The organism is Amycolatopsis sp. NPDC028719 (genome assembly GCF_055565395.1).
Map to the genome: position 1 here is coordinate 258,160 of NZ_JBVHUL010000008.1, position 14,227 is coordinate 272,386.

A 14,227-nucleotide genomic window follows, 5' to 3' on the forward strand; every position below is an offset into this window, starting at 1 on the left:
TGAACGCTCTATGAAACTCGGCATCTACAGCTTCGGCGACCGCGCCCCGGACCCGCGCACCGGCGACCAGCCGTCCGTCGCGCAGACGCTGGCCAACACCCTGGAACGCATCAAGCTCGCCGACGAGCTGGGCCTCGGCTTCTACGGCCTCGGCGAACACCACCTCGACCAGTACGCGATCTCGAGCCCGGGCACGGTGCTGGCCGCGGCGGCGAGCGTCACCAGCCAGATCACGCTGAGCTCCGCGGTGACCGTCCTGAGCACCGAAGACCCGGTCCGCGTGTACCAGCAGTTCACCACCCTCGACCAGCTCAGCCACGGCCGCGCCGAGCTGCTCGCCGGGCGCGGGTCGTTCACCGAGTCGTTCCCGCTCTTCGGCCACGACCTCGGCGACTACGACGAGCTCTTCGAGGAGAAGCTCGCCCTGCTCCTCCGCATCGATCGCGAAGACCCGCTCACCTGGTCCGGCAAGTTCCGCCCGCCCCTCGAGAACGCGCGGATCCTGCCGCGCCCGTACGGCGACCGCCTGCGCATCTCCATCGGCACCGGCGGCAACCCCGAGTCGTCGATCCGCGCCGGGCTGCTGGGCCTGCCCGTGGTCTACGCCGTGATCGGCGGCCGCCCCGAGCGCTTCGCCCCGCTCGTCGACCTCTACCGCCGAGCCGGCGAGGCGGGCGAACACGAGAACGAAGACCTCCACGTCACCATGAGCGCCATCGGGTTCCTCGCCGAGAACTCGCAGGACGCCAAGGAGAAGTTCTACCCGTACTGGCTCGAAACGATGAAGTACGGCGCGAAGGCACGCGGCTGGGCGGTCCCGACCCGCGCCGAGTACGACCAGTACACCCACGACGCGCAAGCGCTGTTCGTCGGCAGCCCGCAGGAGATCGCCGAACGGCTGATCACCGTCGGGAAGCTCACCGGTGCCGACCGCTACGCGCTGCAGATGGACTGGTCCGGCGTGCCGCACAAGGACGTCATGCGCGCCATCGAACTGCTCGGCACCGAAGTGCTCCCGTTGGTGGAGAAGGAGTTCTAGACGTCGTTCCCGGCGATGAACCCGAACGTCATCGCCGGGCCGATGGTCGAGCCCGCGCCCGCGTAGCTGTGCCCCATCACCGCCGCGCTCGCGTTGCCGGCGGCGTACAGGCCGGGGATCACCGAGCCGTCCGCACGGAGCACGCGCGCCCGGGCGTCCGTGCGCATGCCGCCCTTCGTGCCGAGGTCGCCGGGCACGATCTTGAACGCGTAGAACGGGGGCGCCCACAGCGGCGCGAGGCAGGAGTTGGGCAGCACCAGCGGGTCGGTGTAGTAGTGGTCGTACGCGCTGGCGCCGCGCCGGAAGTCACCGTCCACTCCGGACCAGGCGAAGCCGTTGAAGCGGTCCACTGTGGATTTCAACGCGGCCGGCGGCACGCCGATCGCCGAGCCGAGCGCCGGGATGCTCGACGCCTTGAAGACCGCGCCCGCGGCGTACCAGGAGTCCGGCAGCGGCAGCAGCGGCAGGGTGTCGCGGAACAGGTACTTGTTCCGGTAGTTCTGGTCGACGACGAGCCACGCCGGAATGTCGGGCGCGGTGGGGTTCTTGTCGTACATCGTGTGCACGACGTCGCTGTAGGGCGCGGCTTCGTTGACGAACCGCTTTCCGGCCTGGTTGACGATCAGCCCGCCGGGCAGCGTCCGCTCGGCCAGGCAGAAGTACGGGTCGCCGGGGATCGGGATGGCCGGGCCCCACCACGCGTCGTCCATCAGGTCGAGCGCCGCGCCGGCGCGCTGCCCGGCGCGGTGGCCGTCACCGGTGTTCTCCTTGGCCCCGACGGTCCAGGCGGTGCCGATCGGCTGCCGCTGGTACTGCGCGCGCATCGCGGCGTTGTGCTCGAACCCGCCGGAACCGACGATCACGCCACGCCGGGCGCGCACGAGCCCGTTCGGCACGAGAACCCCCGTCACCGCACCGTTTTCGACGTTCAGGTCGAGCAGTGGCGTGTTCAGCAGCACCGGCACGTTCGCCCGCTGCAATCCCACCCGCAGGCCGGCGGCGAGCGACTGCCCCATCGTGAGCGGCTTCTGCCCGGCCAGCGCGGCGGCCGTGCCACGGGCGAGGCAGGTGGCGGCGACCGCCGCGCCCTTCGCGTTGACCGCGGCCAGGTTCAGCCACTTGTAGTCGGCGCTGAACACGACCAGCCCCGGCGGCGTCGCGAGGTACGGCGGGTTCAGGTTCGCCAGTTCGGCGCCGAGCAGAGTGCCGTCGAACTGGTCGGGCTCGATCGAGCGGCCGTTCGGCAACCCGCCCGGCAGCTCCGGGTAGTAGTCGCTGTAGCCCTCCATGAACCGGAACCGCAGCGGGCTGTTCGCCAGGACGAACGCGATCATTTCGGGGCCACTGCGGAGAAACGCCTGCTGGCGCGCGGCCGGGACGTCCGGCCCGACGACGGCGGCGAGGTACTGCGCGGCCTTCGCCGGCGTGTCCGGCACGCCGGCGGCCAGCAGCACCGGGTTGTTCGGGATCCAGATCCCGGCGCCGGACCGGGCCGCCGAGCCGCCGAACGTCGGCGCCTTCTCGAGCACGACGACGCTGAGCCCGCGCTTCGCCGCCGTCAGCGCGGCGGTCATCCCGGCCGCGCCGGACCCGACCACGACGACGTCGTACTCCCCCACGAGGGGCGCGGCACCCGCGGCCGGCGCCGCGGCGAGCCCGGACGTCACGGCGAGGCCCACGCCCGCCGCGGTGCCGCGCAGGATCTGGCGGCGGGTCAGGTCGGCATCCATGGCGCACTCCTCGCTCGCGGAACGGCGAAGGTCATGGTGTCGGCCCACTCGGGAAACTGGAACATGTTCTACCCGCTTGGAGCAGCCCGATAGGCCACTGGTCCGAACCCGTGACGACATTCGCCGCACGCGGCCAGGAAGTTGACGCACTCCTCACCTTATGGATAACTTGAGGTCAGTCTCATTTTCTCTCGAGGAGGACCTCTTGCCGAAAGTCATCGCCGTCCTGGGGGTCGGCCCCGGTCTCGGCCTGTCGATCGCTCGCCGCTTCGGCCGCGAAGGCTTCACGACGGCGCTCGTGTCGCGCACCGAAACCCGGCACGCGACCTACCGGGAGTCCCTGGGCGGGACCCCCACGCACACGTACGCGGCGGACGTGACCGACCCGGCCCAGCTGGAAGCGGTTCTAGCGCGCATCACGGCCGAAGCCGGCGAGATCGACACGGTGTACTTCGGCCCGGCGGACGCCTCGGGCCTGGGCATCACACCGCTCACGTCGGCCGGCGCGGACACCGTGCGCGCGGCGTTCGACGCGATCGTCTCCCCGGCGGCCCGGCTCGTCGAGGCGGTGCTGCCCGGCATGCTGGAGCGCGGTTCGGGTTCGCTGTTCTTCGCCGGCGGGCTGAGCGGCAAGTACCCGATGCCGATGCTGGGCAGCCTGGCGCCGGCGTCGGCGGCGCTGCGCATGTACGTCCTGACGCTGAGCGCGGCTCTGAGTGAAACCGGCGTCTACGCGGGAACGCTGACGATCGGCGGCCTCATCGAGGGCGGCGACATCCACCGTGAGTTCACCAAGCAGGACCACGGCTTCGCGGTGGGCACCCTCGATCCGGACGACATCGCCGACAAGGCGTGGTCGCTGTACGTCGAGCGCGGCGAAGCGGAAGCGGAGTTCACCGCGATGGCCGCGGTCTAACCTGGGGATCATGGTCACCTCGGGGGATCGGAACCTGCTCCGCGAAGCACTGGTCGAGGCGGCCCGGTCGGACGAGCGCGTCACCGGCGCCGCGCTCACCGGCTCGGCCGCGCTCGACGCCGAAGACGAGTGGTCGGACATCGACCTCGCTTTCGCGGTCGCCGGCGAGCCCGAGCCGGTGCTCGCGGACTTCACCGCGCGGATGTACGGCGAGCACGGCGCGGTGCACCACATGGACGTCGTCTTCGAGCGGACCGTGTTCCGCGTCTTCCTGCTGGCGAGCACCTTGCAGGTCGACCTGGCGTTCTGGCCGGAGGCGGATTTCGGCGCGACGACGCCTAAGTTCCGGCTGCTGTTCGGCACGCCCCGGGACCGCCCGCAGTCACGACCTCCGGAGGCACGGCGGCTGATCGACCTGGCCTGGCTCCACGCCCTGCACGCGCGGTCGAGCATCGAACGCGGCCGCGGCTGGCAGGCCGAGTACATGATCGGCCGGGTCCGGGAGTTCACGCTGAGCCTGGCTTGCCTGCGCCACGGCGTTCCCGCCGTCGAGGGCCGCGGCCTGGACCAGCTGCCCGCCGACGTCACCAGGCCCTTCGAGGCGACGCTCGTCCGCGGACTCGACGACCTGACCACGCCGTTCCGGGCCGTCACCGAACTCCTCATCGGCGAGATCGAGCTGGTCGACGCCGACCTCGCCCACCGCTTGGCGCCGCTGCTGCGCGAACTTTGCTAAGCCAGGTAAGCGAGTTCCGGGTGCGCGACGGCGTAGGCGTCGAGCAGCCGCCGCGCCACGGAGACCGAGTCGACCAGCGGGTGCAGCGCGAACGCCCGCACCGCGGCCTCGCGTGAACCCGTCGTCGCGGCTTCGATCGTCGCGCGTTCGACGGCCTTGACCGCCGTCACCAGACCCAGCGCGTGCCCGGCGAGTGGCGCGGCGGCGAGGGGCCGGGCGCCGTTCGCGTCGACGAGACACGGCACCTCGACGACCGCGTCGGCCGGCACCCCCGGGAGCGCGGATCCATTGTGGACATTGAGGATCAGCGTCGCGCGTTCGCCGTACGCGATGGCCCGCATCAACGCCAAGGCGACCTTCTCGTAGCCGCCGCCTTCGAGATCGTCACGCTCGCCTTCGCGCGTCTCGGCCATGTATGTCGCTTCGCGCTCCAATCGCGTGCGTTCCCACGACGCCAGCGAAGGTTCCGCGTAGAACCCGCGTTGCTGCTCCAGCAACTGGGCCCCGCGCGACTGCGGGCTCATCGCTTCGCGGGCGAAGTAGTAATAGTGCAGGTACTCGTTGGGCAGCGCGCCGAGGGCACGCAGCCAGTCCGCGCCGAAGAGCTTGCCCTCCTCGAACGACTCCAGCGCCCCGGTGTCGGCGAGCAGCCGCGGCAGGACGTCCTCACCGCCGACGCGGACCGCGCGCAGCCAGCCGAGGTGGTTGAGGCCGGCGTAGTCGAACCACGCCGCCGCCGGGTCGATCCCGAGAGCGCGCGCGACGCGGCGGCACAGCCCCACCGGCGAGTCGCAGATGCCGAGCACGCGGCCGCCGAGGTGGGCGGCCATCGCATCGGTCACCATCCCGGCGGGGTTGGTGAAGTTGACGACCCACGCGTGCGGAGCCAACTCCGCGATCTTCCGCGCCAGTTCGACGGCGACGGGAACGGTCCGCAGCCCGTAGGCGATCCCGCCGGCACCGACGGTTTCCTGGCCCAGCACGCCTTCCGCGTGCGCGACCTGCTCGTCGATCCGGCGGCCGCGCAACCCGCCGACGCGGATGGCGGAGAACACGAAGTCCACATCGGACAGTGCGGTGCCGAGATCGGTGGTGGTCCGCACCCGCGGCGCCGTCTTCGCGCCGGCGGCCTGCTCGGCGAGAACGCGTTCGATCGCCGCGAGCCGCCCGGCATCGACGTCGTGCAGAACCAGCTCGGTGACGCCGCCGCCCGCCAGCAACGCGCCGTGCACCAACGGCACCCGGAACCCGCCGCCACCCAAGATCGCCAACCTCATCGCAGCACCTCGACGCCCGCCTCGCGCAACGCCGAACAGGTCGGCTCGTGGGCTCCGGGGCTCGTGACGACGACGTCGAGCGCGTCCGGGCCGCAGACCCGGGCCAGGCCGGTGCCGGGGAACTTCCCCGCGTCGGCGAGCAGCACCACGCGGTCGCCCGCGGCGACCATCGCGCGCTTGACCGGCACCTCGACCACCGTCGAGTCCATCACGTGGCCGTCGCCGCGGATGCCGCTCGTGCCGAGGAAGACGGTGTCGGCGTGGACCTGGCGCAGCGCGTCCTCGGTCAGGAATCCCACCATCGAGTGATAGCTGCGCCGGACCACGCCGCCGAGCAGCACGAGCTGGACGTCGTCGGCGTCCTTCAGCTCGTCGTAGACGGCGAGGCTGCTGGTGATCACCGTCAGCGCGCGGTCGCGCAGGTGCCGTGCCAGCCGGTGCGCGGTCGTGCCGATGTCGAGGAGCACGGTGTCGCCGTCGGCGACCAGGCCCGCCGCGCGCCGGGCGACGGCGTCCTTGTCGTCGGCCCGTTCGGTGGCCACGCGCGCGAACGGCTCGTCGTCGGCCGCCATCGCGCCGCCGTGGACGCGGGTCAACCGGCCCTCGCGGTCGAGCCGCACCAGGTCGCGGCGCACGGTGGCCTGGCTGACACCGAGCCGTTCGGCCAGCACGCCGACCGGCGCCGGACCCTCCGCGCGGAGAGCCCGGAGGATCAGCTCGTGGCGGCGCTGGGGCAGCATGCCGGGACGATAGCAGTCAAACGCGCTCATCAGACGAGCGAGTTTGCGCGTCTCTTGCGTATTTCGCGCACCTGAAGCACGCTCGTGCGCATCCTCGAGTCCCGGAGGTGCCCGTGCCGGCCGAGTCCGCACCCGACATCGACGTCTTCCTGTCCGGCCTGTTGTTCTTCGACCTGGTCTTCACCGGGCTCGAAGGACCGCCGGAGCCGGGCACGGAGGTGTGGACGGGCGGCATGGGCTCGGGACCGGGCGGCATCGCGAACTTCGCGGTGGCGCTGAGCCGCCTCGGCCTGCGGACGTCGCTGGCGGCGGCGTTCGGCACCGACGTCTACGGGCGCTACTGCTGGGACGTGCTTTCGCGGCAGGAGCACATCGACCTGTCGCGGTCGCGGCGGTTCCCGGAGTGGCACTCCCCCGTCACCGTTTCCCTCGCCTACGCCGGCGACCGGGCGATGGTCACGCACGGCCACCCGCCGCCCGTCCCGGTCGCCGAACTGGCCGGTTCGCCGCCGCCGAGCCGCGCGACCGTCGCGCACATCGGGCTCGACACGGCCGAGTGGGTCCACACCGCGCACCAGGCCGGCAGTCTCGTGTTCGCCGACGTCGGCTGGGACCCGTCGGAGGCGTGGTCGGCCGCGCTGCTCGAGCAGCTGGCGTGCTGCCACGCGTTCCTGCCCAACGACGTCGAAGCGATGCGCTACACCCGCACGGACACCCCGGAAGCGGCCTTGGCGGCGCTCGCCGACCTGGTCCCGGTCGCGGTGATCACCCGCGGCGCCGCCGGGGTGCTGGCCGTCGACGCCACCACCGGCGAGACGGCGGACATCCCGGCGCTGCCGGTGAACGTGCTCGACGCGACCGGCGCGGGCGACGTCTTCGGCGCGGGGTTCGTCGCGGCGACCCTGACCGGCTGGCCGCTGGCGGACCGGCTGCGGTTCGCCGGTCTCACGGCCGGCCTGTCGGTCCAGCACTTCGGCGGCGCGCTGGCCGCACCGGGCTGGCACGAAATCGCGGAATGGCACGCGCGCAACCGGCGCGCGGACTACGCGTTCCTCGACGACGTCCTGCCCGCCGAAACGATCGCCGAGACGTCCCGCCGGGGCCCGGTGACGCTCGGCTTCGGCGACGACAGCTGGCGCTAGTGCACCCGCGCGCCGGCCGGTACACGGCGTCGGGACTGCGGACGTCGCTGCTGTCGGTGCCGGGCGCGGTCGGCGCCGAAGCGGTGGGGCTGCGGCCGATCGGCGAGGTGATGGGCTGCGTCGTCTCACGCTCCGAGGACGTGACATCGGGCCTGCGCCGCGGCTACGCGACGGCCCTGGACCGGCTGCGCGAGGAAGCTGTTTCGCTCGGCGCGGACGGCGTCCTGGCGATCGGCTGCACGGTGACCCGGGTGAGCGCGGCGGTCCACGAGTTCGTGGTCCTGGGCACGGCGGTCCGCGCGGTGCGCGGCGTCCGCCCGCCGCGGCCGTTCACGACGGGGCTGTCCGGTCCGGACGTGGCGAAGCTGCTGCTGGCGGGCTGGGTCCCGGTGACGCTGGCGATCGGCATCGACGGCGCGACGGCGTTCGACATCGCCATGACGGACCGGCCGGGCGCGGAGGCGGCGGTACCGACCGAGCTGGTGACCAGCGTCCGGGCGGCGGCGCGGGCGGAGTTCCTGGCGGCGGTGCGTGAATCGGGCGCGGACGGCGGCCTGGTGTCGTCGACGACGGTGCGGGCGTGGGCCTTGGGCCACACGGGAGCGACGGCGGTGGCGAGCGTGTTCGGCACGGCGGTGGCGCGGTTCGGTCCGGGTCCGGCGCCGACGACGTCGCTCCCGGTGCTGCCGCTGGCCCGCCGGTGAGTTCCCGAAACCCGGGGACGACCGGACCTTCCGGACATACCCGTTGATCACCCCGCGCGCGCCTCCTGCCCGCGCGGATCCGTGCCACGATGGAAGCGAAAGTCCGGTCGAAGGAGGTCAGCCAGTGCCCGAGTGGGACGGTCGTGGCCTGCCGCCCGTCGCGCGGGTCCGCGTCGAGCGCTACGCCTCGTCCGGGCTGAAGACGTCGCTGCTGAGCGTGCCCGGCGCCGTCGGAGCGGAAGTGGCCGGCTTCACCCCCGTCGGCGAGGTCATGGGCTGCGTCGTGCAGCAGGTCGGCTGGACCGGGCCGAGCGCGTGGGCCGCCGACCAGGTCAAGCTGCTCTCGGGCATGCTGCGCCAGGGCTACGCGACCGCGCTCGACCGGCTCGGGCAGGAAGCCACCGCCCTCGGCGCCGACGGCGTCCTCGGCATCAAGGTCACCCTCACCGCGCTCGACGACGTGATGCAGGAGTTCACCGCCCTCGGCACGGCCGTGCGCGCCGAAACCGACCAGCGGCCGGGCCGCCTGTTCACCACCGAGCTGCCGGGCCAGGACGTCGGCAAGCTGATGCAGGCGGGCTGGGTGCCGGTGCGGATGGCGGTCGGCGTCGCCGGGCGCGCGCACTTCGACTACAACATGCAGTACCAGGTCAACCCGCTGGCCGGCAACACCGAAGTCGACGCGCCGACGAAGGTCGTCACCGAGGTCCGCGGTGCGGCGCGGGCGGAGTTCGCCCGCGCGATCCGCGACTGCGGCGCCGACGGCGGCATCGTCTCGGGCATGACGCTGCGGACCTGGCCGGTGCAGGAGGTCGCGGTGGCCGGCATCGCCACCGTCACCGGCACCGCGATCGCCCGCTTCCACGAAGGCCGCGCCGCCCCGACCAGCGCGCTCAAGATCCTGCCGTTGAACCGTTCCTGAGGAGGCCTCGTGACCACCGCGGATCCCGCCGCGCAGCACATCCCCGAGGATGCGATGCGCCGGCTCGCCGAGATGCGGCCGGGCCAGAAGACCAGCCTCTTCACGTCCGACCTGAGCGTCAACGAGTTCCTCCTCGTGCGCGAAGCCGGGTTCCGGCCGCTCGGGCTCGTGCTCGGCTCGAGCATCTACCACGTCGGGTTCCAGATGGGACGGTGGAGCAAGAACCAGGAGCTGGACCGGCTTTCGCAGGCGATGTACCACGCCCGCGAGCTCGCGATGTCCCGAATGGAGGCGGAGGCGGACGTCCTCGGCGCCGACGGGATCGTCGCGGTCCGCCTGGAGATCGAGTTCAAGGAGTTCGGCAGCGACCTCGCCGAGTTCATCGCCGTCGGCACCGCGGTGAAGGCCGACGAACCCGGCGAATGGCGCAACAACACCGGGAAGCCGTTCACCTCGGACCTGTCCGGGCAGGACTTCTGGACGCTGGTGCAGGCCGGCTACGCGCCGCTGGGCATGGTGATGGGCACGTGCGTCTACCACATCGCGCACCAGCGGTTCCGGCAGATGATGGGCAACATCGGCCAGAACGTCGAGATCCCGCAGTACACCGAGGCGTTGTACGACGCGCGCGAGCTCGCGATGTCGCGGATGCAGACGGAAGCCGAACAGCTGGAGGCGGAGGGCATCGTCGGGGTGCAGCTGCTGTCGCTGCCGCACCGCTGGGGCGGGCACACGACGGAGTTCTTCGCGATCGGCACGGCGGTGAAGCCGCTGCGCGCCGACCACCACATCGCCAAGCCGCAGCTCGTGCTGCCCCTGACCGACTGATGAGCGGGGAGCTGGACTTCCACCTGGTGGCGGCGGCTCTGCGCACGGACCGCGCGGACGTCGAGTCCTACCACCGGATCCTGTCCGACACGCTGGGCAGCGCGTTGCCGCCGGGCATGGTCGAGGTCGACCGGCGCCGCACGTTCGCCGACCGCGTCGCGGGCCGCGACGGCCAGGCGGTCGCGGTGCGGGTCCGGACGCCGGACCGGGTGCTGGTGCTGAGCACCGGGAAGCACGGCGGGGTCGCGGCGGAGATCCACCAGGTGGTCCGGGGCGTGGTGATCAGCCGCAAGGAGACCGCGGTCGACGACTGGCTCGCGGCGCTGGCGCAGGAGCTGACGGCGTTGGCGGCGAAGGACGCGAAAGCCCGGGATGCGCTCTCGCGGTTGCTGGGCGGTTGAGAAGTCCTTGGCGTGCAAGGGAAGTGCGCCAGGAGCCGGATGAAGTGCCCCCGATGTAGAGTCTAGTCCGCGGGTACGACATTCCCGGGGTGACGGCCGGGCTGTCCGGCCGTCACCTACGGGATCTCAGCGGATCTTGGTGCGGGGCAACGCTTTTCAGCCCACCACCCGGCCCAGGAACCCCCGGACGTAGCCGGCGATGGCGTCCAAGTGCGTTTCGAGCGCGAAGTGACCCGAGTCGAGCAGGTGGATCTCGGCGTCGGGCAGGTCGCGGGCGTAGGCGCGGGCGCCGTCGGCGATGAAGATCTCGTCGTTGCCTCCCCAGACGGCGAGCAGCGGGACCTGGCTGGTCCGGAAGTACTCGTGGAACTTCGGGTACAGGCCGATGTTGTGGTGGTAGTCCGCGAGCAGCGCCATCTGGATTTCGGCGCCGCCGGGCCGGTCGAGCAGGGCCTGGTCGTGGATCCAGACGTCCGGGCTGACCAGCGCCGGGTCGGGCACGCCGTCGAGGTACTGCGCCCGCGTGGCTTCGAGGCTGACCATGCCGCGCAGGTCCTCGTCCGTCAGCGTGCCGGCGGCGAGCCGCTGCGGCAGCCCGGCACCCAGGCCGTCGACGTAGGCGTTGCCGTTCTGCGTGATGATCGCGGTGACCCGCTCCGGGTTCCCGGCCGCGATGCGCAGGCCGACCGGGGCGCCGAAGTCCTGGATGTAGAGCGCGAAGCGGTCGAGGCCGATCTCGTCGAGCAGGCCGAGGGTGAGCTCGGCGAGGGCGTCGAAGGTGTAGGTGAACTCGCCGACCGGCGGCGCGTCGGACGCACCCGCGCCGAGGTAGTCGGGCGCGACGACGTGGTAGCGGTCGGCCAGCGCCGGGATGAGGTGGCGGTACATGTGCGAGCTCGTCGGAAACCCGTGGAGCAGCACGATCGTGGGAGCGTCGGCGGGCCCGGCCACCCGGTAGAACAGCCGGCGCCCGGCAACGGTGGCAAAGCGGTGATACACGGCGACCATCGGTTTCTCCTCGCGTCTCATGGATACTTTCTCATTTATCCATTAGACGGCGTAGGCTGTCAACGAGCCTGGAAGATGAAGGACGAACTTCGGGAGGCGAACGTGGTCACTGCGGCACCCGGCGAAGAGCGCTCCCCCGCGCTGGCGCTGGTCAACACCCGCCGGCTCGCCACCGGCGGCGAGGTCGACGACCTGGCCGAGCCCCACGCGGCCGCCGAGTGGCTGCACCTGCCCGCCGCCATTTTGGACGCGGACGACCTTCGCCGCGTCACAGATCTACGTGCGGCGGTCCGCGAGCTGCTGGCCGCACTGGCGGAGGACCGCTCACCGGCCGCGGCCGCGGTGGAGACGGTGAACGCGGCCGCCCGCGCCGACGCCGCCGCGCCGCAGCTCACCTGGCCGGCCGGGCCGCACCGGGAGTGGCACAGCACCAGCCCGGGCAGCCTGGAGGAGACCCTGGCAGCGCTCGCCCGCGACGCGATCGACGTGGTCACCGGCGAGTTCGGCCCCCTGGTCCGCCCGTGCGAAGCCCACGGCTGCGTACGGTTCTTCTTCCGCGAGCACGCCCGCCGCCGCTGGTGCTCGACAACCTGCGGCGACCGCGTCCGCGCCGCCCGGCACCAGCGGCTGGTGGTCGAGCAACGGGAGTCGCCTCAGCGACGCGCTTGAGGTCGGCCCGCCTGGCGTTGCCGGACTTCGCCGCCTTCGCGGGCCGGCGTGAGCTGGGACTCGTTGCGCACCGCTCGGGTCTTCAGCGCCTGCGCCGCTGGTCCGCCACCGGAGTTGCTGCCGGCGCTACCCACGCCCGGCTGCCCCGGCACCCACAGTTGCCAGGAAGCCACGACGGCTGCCATCAGCAAGGCCCCGGCCCAGCCGCCCTGCGCGACCACCCCGCACTTACCGCCGCAGGTAACCGCCCACCACAGCTGCGCCCACGCTCGGCAGCCCTGCGCCTACCGCCGCCGGGAACGCCCACCGCAGCTGCCACCAACGCCGCCCACACTCGGCCGCCTCTGCACCTACCGCCGCCGGCGACGCCACCGCAGCTGCCATTCACCAAGACCGAGGCTCTTCGGCGTCGCCCGCAACGTCGCCGAGACAACCATGACCCGCACCGGAATCACGCTCGACTCAGGCCGCCCGTGCACTTACTGCCGCCGGTAACCGCCCACCACAGCTGCCACTGTCACCCCACGCTCGGCCGCCAGTCTGCGCCCATCGCACCACCGCCTTCGCTCGCTCCCCCACCACGCCCTGGCACCTGCCTCATTCCGCGGTGAACACCGCCGAGCGGCTCACCTCGGCCCACTCCTCCACTTCCGCCCCACGGGCACGATCCGACCGCCGCACCGCTTCGACCGCGTCCGCGCCGAGCAGGAGACGCAGCGGCGGTGCGTCCAGCCGGACCACGTCGGCGAGGATGCGGGCTCCCCGGGCCGGGTCGCCTGCCTGCCTGCCGTCCGTCGCGTCGCGGAGGCGGTGCATTTCGCCCACCGAGGCGTCGTACTCCGGGCGGACCCGTGCGCGCTCCATCGAGGCGCCCTGCCAGTCCGTGCGGAACGCGCCCGGTTCGACGATCGTGACCTTCACGCCGAACGGCTTCACCTCCGCGTTGAGCACCTCGGAGAACCCCTCCACCGCGAACTTCGCCGCCTGGTACGCACCCAGCCCCGGCGACCCGCCGACCCGGCCGCCGACCGACGAGAACTGCAGGAAGTGCCCCGAACCCTGCTCGCGGAACACCGGCAAAGCCGCGCGAGTGACGTTGACGACGCCGAAGAAGTTGGCTTCGACCTGCGCCCGGAAGTCGTCCTCCGCCATGTCCTCGATCGGCGCGCTGTTCGCGTACCCGGCGTTGTTGGCCACGACGTCGAGCCCGCCGAACTCACGCACCGCGAAGGCCACAGCCTCCCGCGCGGCCGCGGGGTCGGTCACGTCCAGCGCGAACACCCGGACGTTGTCGCCGTACTCGGCCACCAGATCCTTCAGCTGCTCCGGCCGGCGAGCGGTGGCGACCACCCGGTCGCCGTCCTCGAGCGCGACCCGCGCCAGCTCCCGCCCGAACCCCCGGGAACTGCCGGTTATCAGCCAAGTCCTGCTCATGATGCCTCTCCTCGCTCGTCCGCACCGGCTAACCAACCGGTTGGTTACCTCTAGAGAACACCTGCCGGGCGAGTTTGTCAACCAACCAGTTAGTTGCTACCGTGACGGGTATGAGAGATGCGGCGGACACGAAGCGGCGACTGCTCGCCGCCGCCACGGAGGAGTTCGCGGAACGGGGCATCGCAGGCGCCCGCGTGGACCGGATCGCGGACGCCGCCGGCTGCAACAAGGCGATGCTCTACAAGTACTTCACCAACAAGGACAGCCTGTTCGACACGGTGTTCGGCGAATCGGTCGGCAAGTTCGTCCTCGAGGTCCCGGTCGACACCGACGACCTGCCGGGCTACGCCGGGAAGCTCTTCGACCGGTACGAAGAGCAACCGGAGACGCTGCGGCTGGCGGTCTGGCACCGGCTGGAGCGCCCCGACGGCAAGTGGGTCACCGAAATCGTGCTGGCCAACGAAATCCGGCTGCACGACCTGCAGCGAGCACAGGACGAAGGGAGACTGTCCAAGCACTACACACCCATGGAGCTGCTGGTGCTGATCCAGTCGATCTCGACGGCGTGGGCAACGACCAATTCGGAACTCGGCGTACGCACGACCCTCTCCCGCGAGCAACGCCGAGGGCTGGTGGTGGACGCGGTGCGGCGGCTGATCGCGGAGCAGTGACGAGCGGTAC

Annotated in this window: 15 protein-coding genes; 10 read left to right on the plus strand and 5 right to left on the minus strand. The window is 71.8% G+C overall.

Going from position 1 to position 14,227, the window contains the following annotated elements; all coding sequences use genetic code 11:
• Window positions 1–10 precede the first annotated feature (10 nt).
• On the plus strand, window positions 11–1,039 hold the full coding sequence (locus ACZ4TR_RS33840; RefSeq protein WP_465291782.1) for an LLM class flavin-dependent oxidoreductase: 1,029 nt from the start codon (window positions 11–13) through the stop codon (window positions 1,037–1,039).
• Here ACZ4TR_RS33840 and kstD read toward each other — a convergent pair.
• Window positions 1,036–2,769, minus strand: coding sequence for a 3-oxosteroid 1-dehydrogenase (gene kstD, locus ACZ4TR_RS33845; RefSeq protein WP_465291783.1), 1,734 nt, complete (start codon window positions 2,767–2,769; stop codon window positions 1,036–1,038). The genes ACZ4TR_RS33840 and kstD overlap by 4 nt on opposite strands.
• Before the next feature lie 205 nt (window positions 2,770–2,974).
• Here kstD and ACZ4TR_RS33850 point away from each other — a divergent pair, with 205 nt between their 5' ends.
• Both ACZ4TR_RS33850 and ACZ4TR_RS33855 read left to right on the plus strand, forming a co-directional pair.
• A complete protein-coding gene (locus tag ACZ4TR_RS33850; protein WP_465291784.1) occupies window positions 2,975–3,685 on the plus strand; it encodes an SDR family NAD(P)-dependent oxidoreductase in 711 nt (236 codons plus the stop codon).
• 10 nt (window positions 3,686–3,695) lie between these two features.
• The gene (locus ACZ4TR_RS33855; protein WP_465291786.1) at window positions 3,696–4,421 is read left to right on the plus strand and encodes a nucleotidyltransferase family protein; all 726 of its coding nucleotides are present in this window, start codon (window positions 3,696–3,698) and stop codon (window positions 4,419–4,421) included.
• Here the strand turns inward: ACZ4TR_RS33855 and ACZ4TR_RS33860 are convergent.
• Window positions 4,418–5,698: a 6-phospho-beta-glucosidase gene (locus tag ACZ4TR_RS33860; protein WP_465291788.1), complete on the minus strand. Its 1,281-nt coding sequence runs from the start codon at window positions 5,696–5,698 to the stop codon at window positions 4,418–4,420. The genes ACZ4TR_RS33855 and ACZ4TR_RS33860 overlap by 4 nt on opposite strands.
• Window positions 5,695–6,438, minus strand: coding sequence for a DeoR/GlpR family DNA-binding transcription regulator (locus ACZ4TR_RS33865; protein ID WP_465291789.1), 744 nt, complete (start codon window positions 6,436–6,438; stop codon window positions 5,695–5,697). Before ACZ4TR_RS33865 ends, ACZ4TR_RS33860 begins: the two co-directional genes overlap by 4 nt.
• Before the next feature lie 113 nt (window positions 6,439–6,551).
• Between ACZ4TR_RS33865 and ACZ4TR_RS33870 the strand changes: the two genes are divergently transcribed.
• The 5 genes from ACZ4TR_RS33870 to ACZ4TR_RS33890 all read left to right on the plus strand — a co-directional run bounded on the left by ACZ4TR_RS33870 (window position 6,552) and on the right by ACZ4TR_RS33890 (window position 10,435).
• Window positions 6,552–7,580 carry a PfkB family carbohydrate kinase gene (locus tag ACZ4TR_RS33870; protein WP_364520981.1) on the plus strand — a complete coding sequence of 343 codons (1,029 nt, stop codon included), beginning with the start codon at window positions 6,552–6,554 and terminating at the stop codon, window positions 7,578–7,580.
• Entirely contained in the window at window positions 7,580–8,284 is a 705-nt protein-coding gene (locus ACZ4TR_RS33875; RefSeq protein WP_465291790.1) for a heavy metal-binding domain-containing protein, read from the plus strand. Before ACZ4TR_RS33870 ends, ACZ4TR_RS33875 begins: the two co-directional genes overlap by 1 nt.
• A 124-nt stretch (window positions 8,285–8,408) precedes the next feature.
• On the plus strand, window positions 8,409–9,206 hold the full coding sequence (locus tag ACZ4TR_RS33880) for a heavy metal-binding domain-containing protein (RefSeq protein WP_465291792.1): 798 nt from the start codon (window positions 8,409–8,411) through the stop codon (window positions 9,204–9,206).
• Between the two features lie 9 nt (window positions 9,207–9,215).
• Window positions 9,216–10,034 (plus strand): heavy metal-binding domain-containing protein, encoded by an 819-nt coding sequence (locus tag ACZ4TR_RS33885; protein ID WP_364520978.1) that lies wholly within the window; start codon window positions 9,216–9,218, stop codon window positions 10,032–10,034.
• Window positions 10,034–10,435, plus strand: coding sequence for a hypothetical protein (locus tag ACZ4TR_RS33890; protein ID WP_465291793.1), 402 nt, complete (start codon window positions 10,034–10,036; stop codon window positions 10,433–10,435). Before ACZ4TR_RS33885 ends, ACZ4TR_RS33890 begins: the two co-directional genes overlap by 1 nt.
• Before the next feature lie 156 nt (window positions 10,436–10,591).
• On the opposite strand, the gene ACZ4TR_RS33895 is transcribed toward ACZ4TR_RS33890, so the two are convergent.
• Window positions 10,592–11,443 (minus strand): alpha/beta fold hydrolase, encoded by an 852-nt coding sequence (locus tag ACZ4TR_RS33895; RefSeq protein ID WP_465291795.1) that lies wholly within the window; start codon window positions 11,441–11,443, stop codon window positions 10,592–10,594.
• A 75-nt stretch (window positions 11,444–11,518) separates the two neighbouring features.
• On the opposite strand from ACZ4TR_RS33895, the gene ACZ4TR_RS33900 reads away from it, so the two are divergent.
• Window positions 11,519–12,112: a CGNR zinc finger domain-containing protein gene (locus tag ACZ4TR_RS33900; protein ID WP_465291797.1), complete on the plus strand. Its 594-nt coding sequence runs from the start codon at window positions 11,519–11,521 to the stop codon at window positions 12,110–12,112.
• A 597-nt stretch (window positions 12,113–12,709) separates the two neighbouring features.
• Here ACZ4TR_RS33900 and ACZ4TR_RS33905 read toward each other — a convergent pair.
• A complete protein-coding gene (locus ACZ4TR_RS33905; protein ID WP_465291799.1) occupies window positions 12,710–13,546 on the minus strand; it encodes an oxidoreductase in 837 nt (278 codons plus the stop codon).
• Window positions 13,547–13,656: 110 nt separating this feature from the next.
• On the opposite strand from ACZ4TR_RS33905, the gene ACZ4TR_RS33910 reads away from it, so the two are divergent.
• Window positions 13,657–14,217 (plus strand): TetR/AcrR family transcriptional regulator, encoded by a 561-nt coding sequence (locus tag ACZ4TR_RS33910; protein WP_364520973.1) that lies wholly within the window; start codon window positions 13,657–13,659, stop codon window positions 14,215–14,217.
• The last annotated feature ends 10 nt before the right edge of the window (window positions 14,218–14,227 follow it).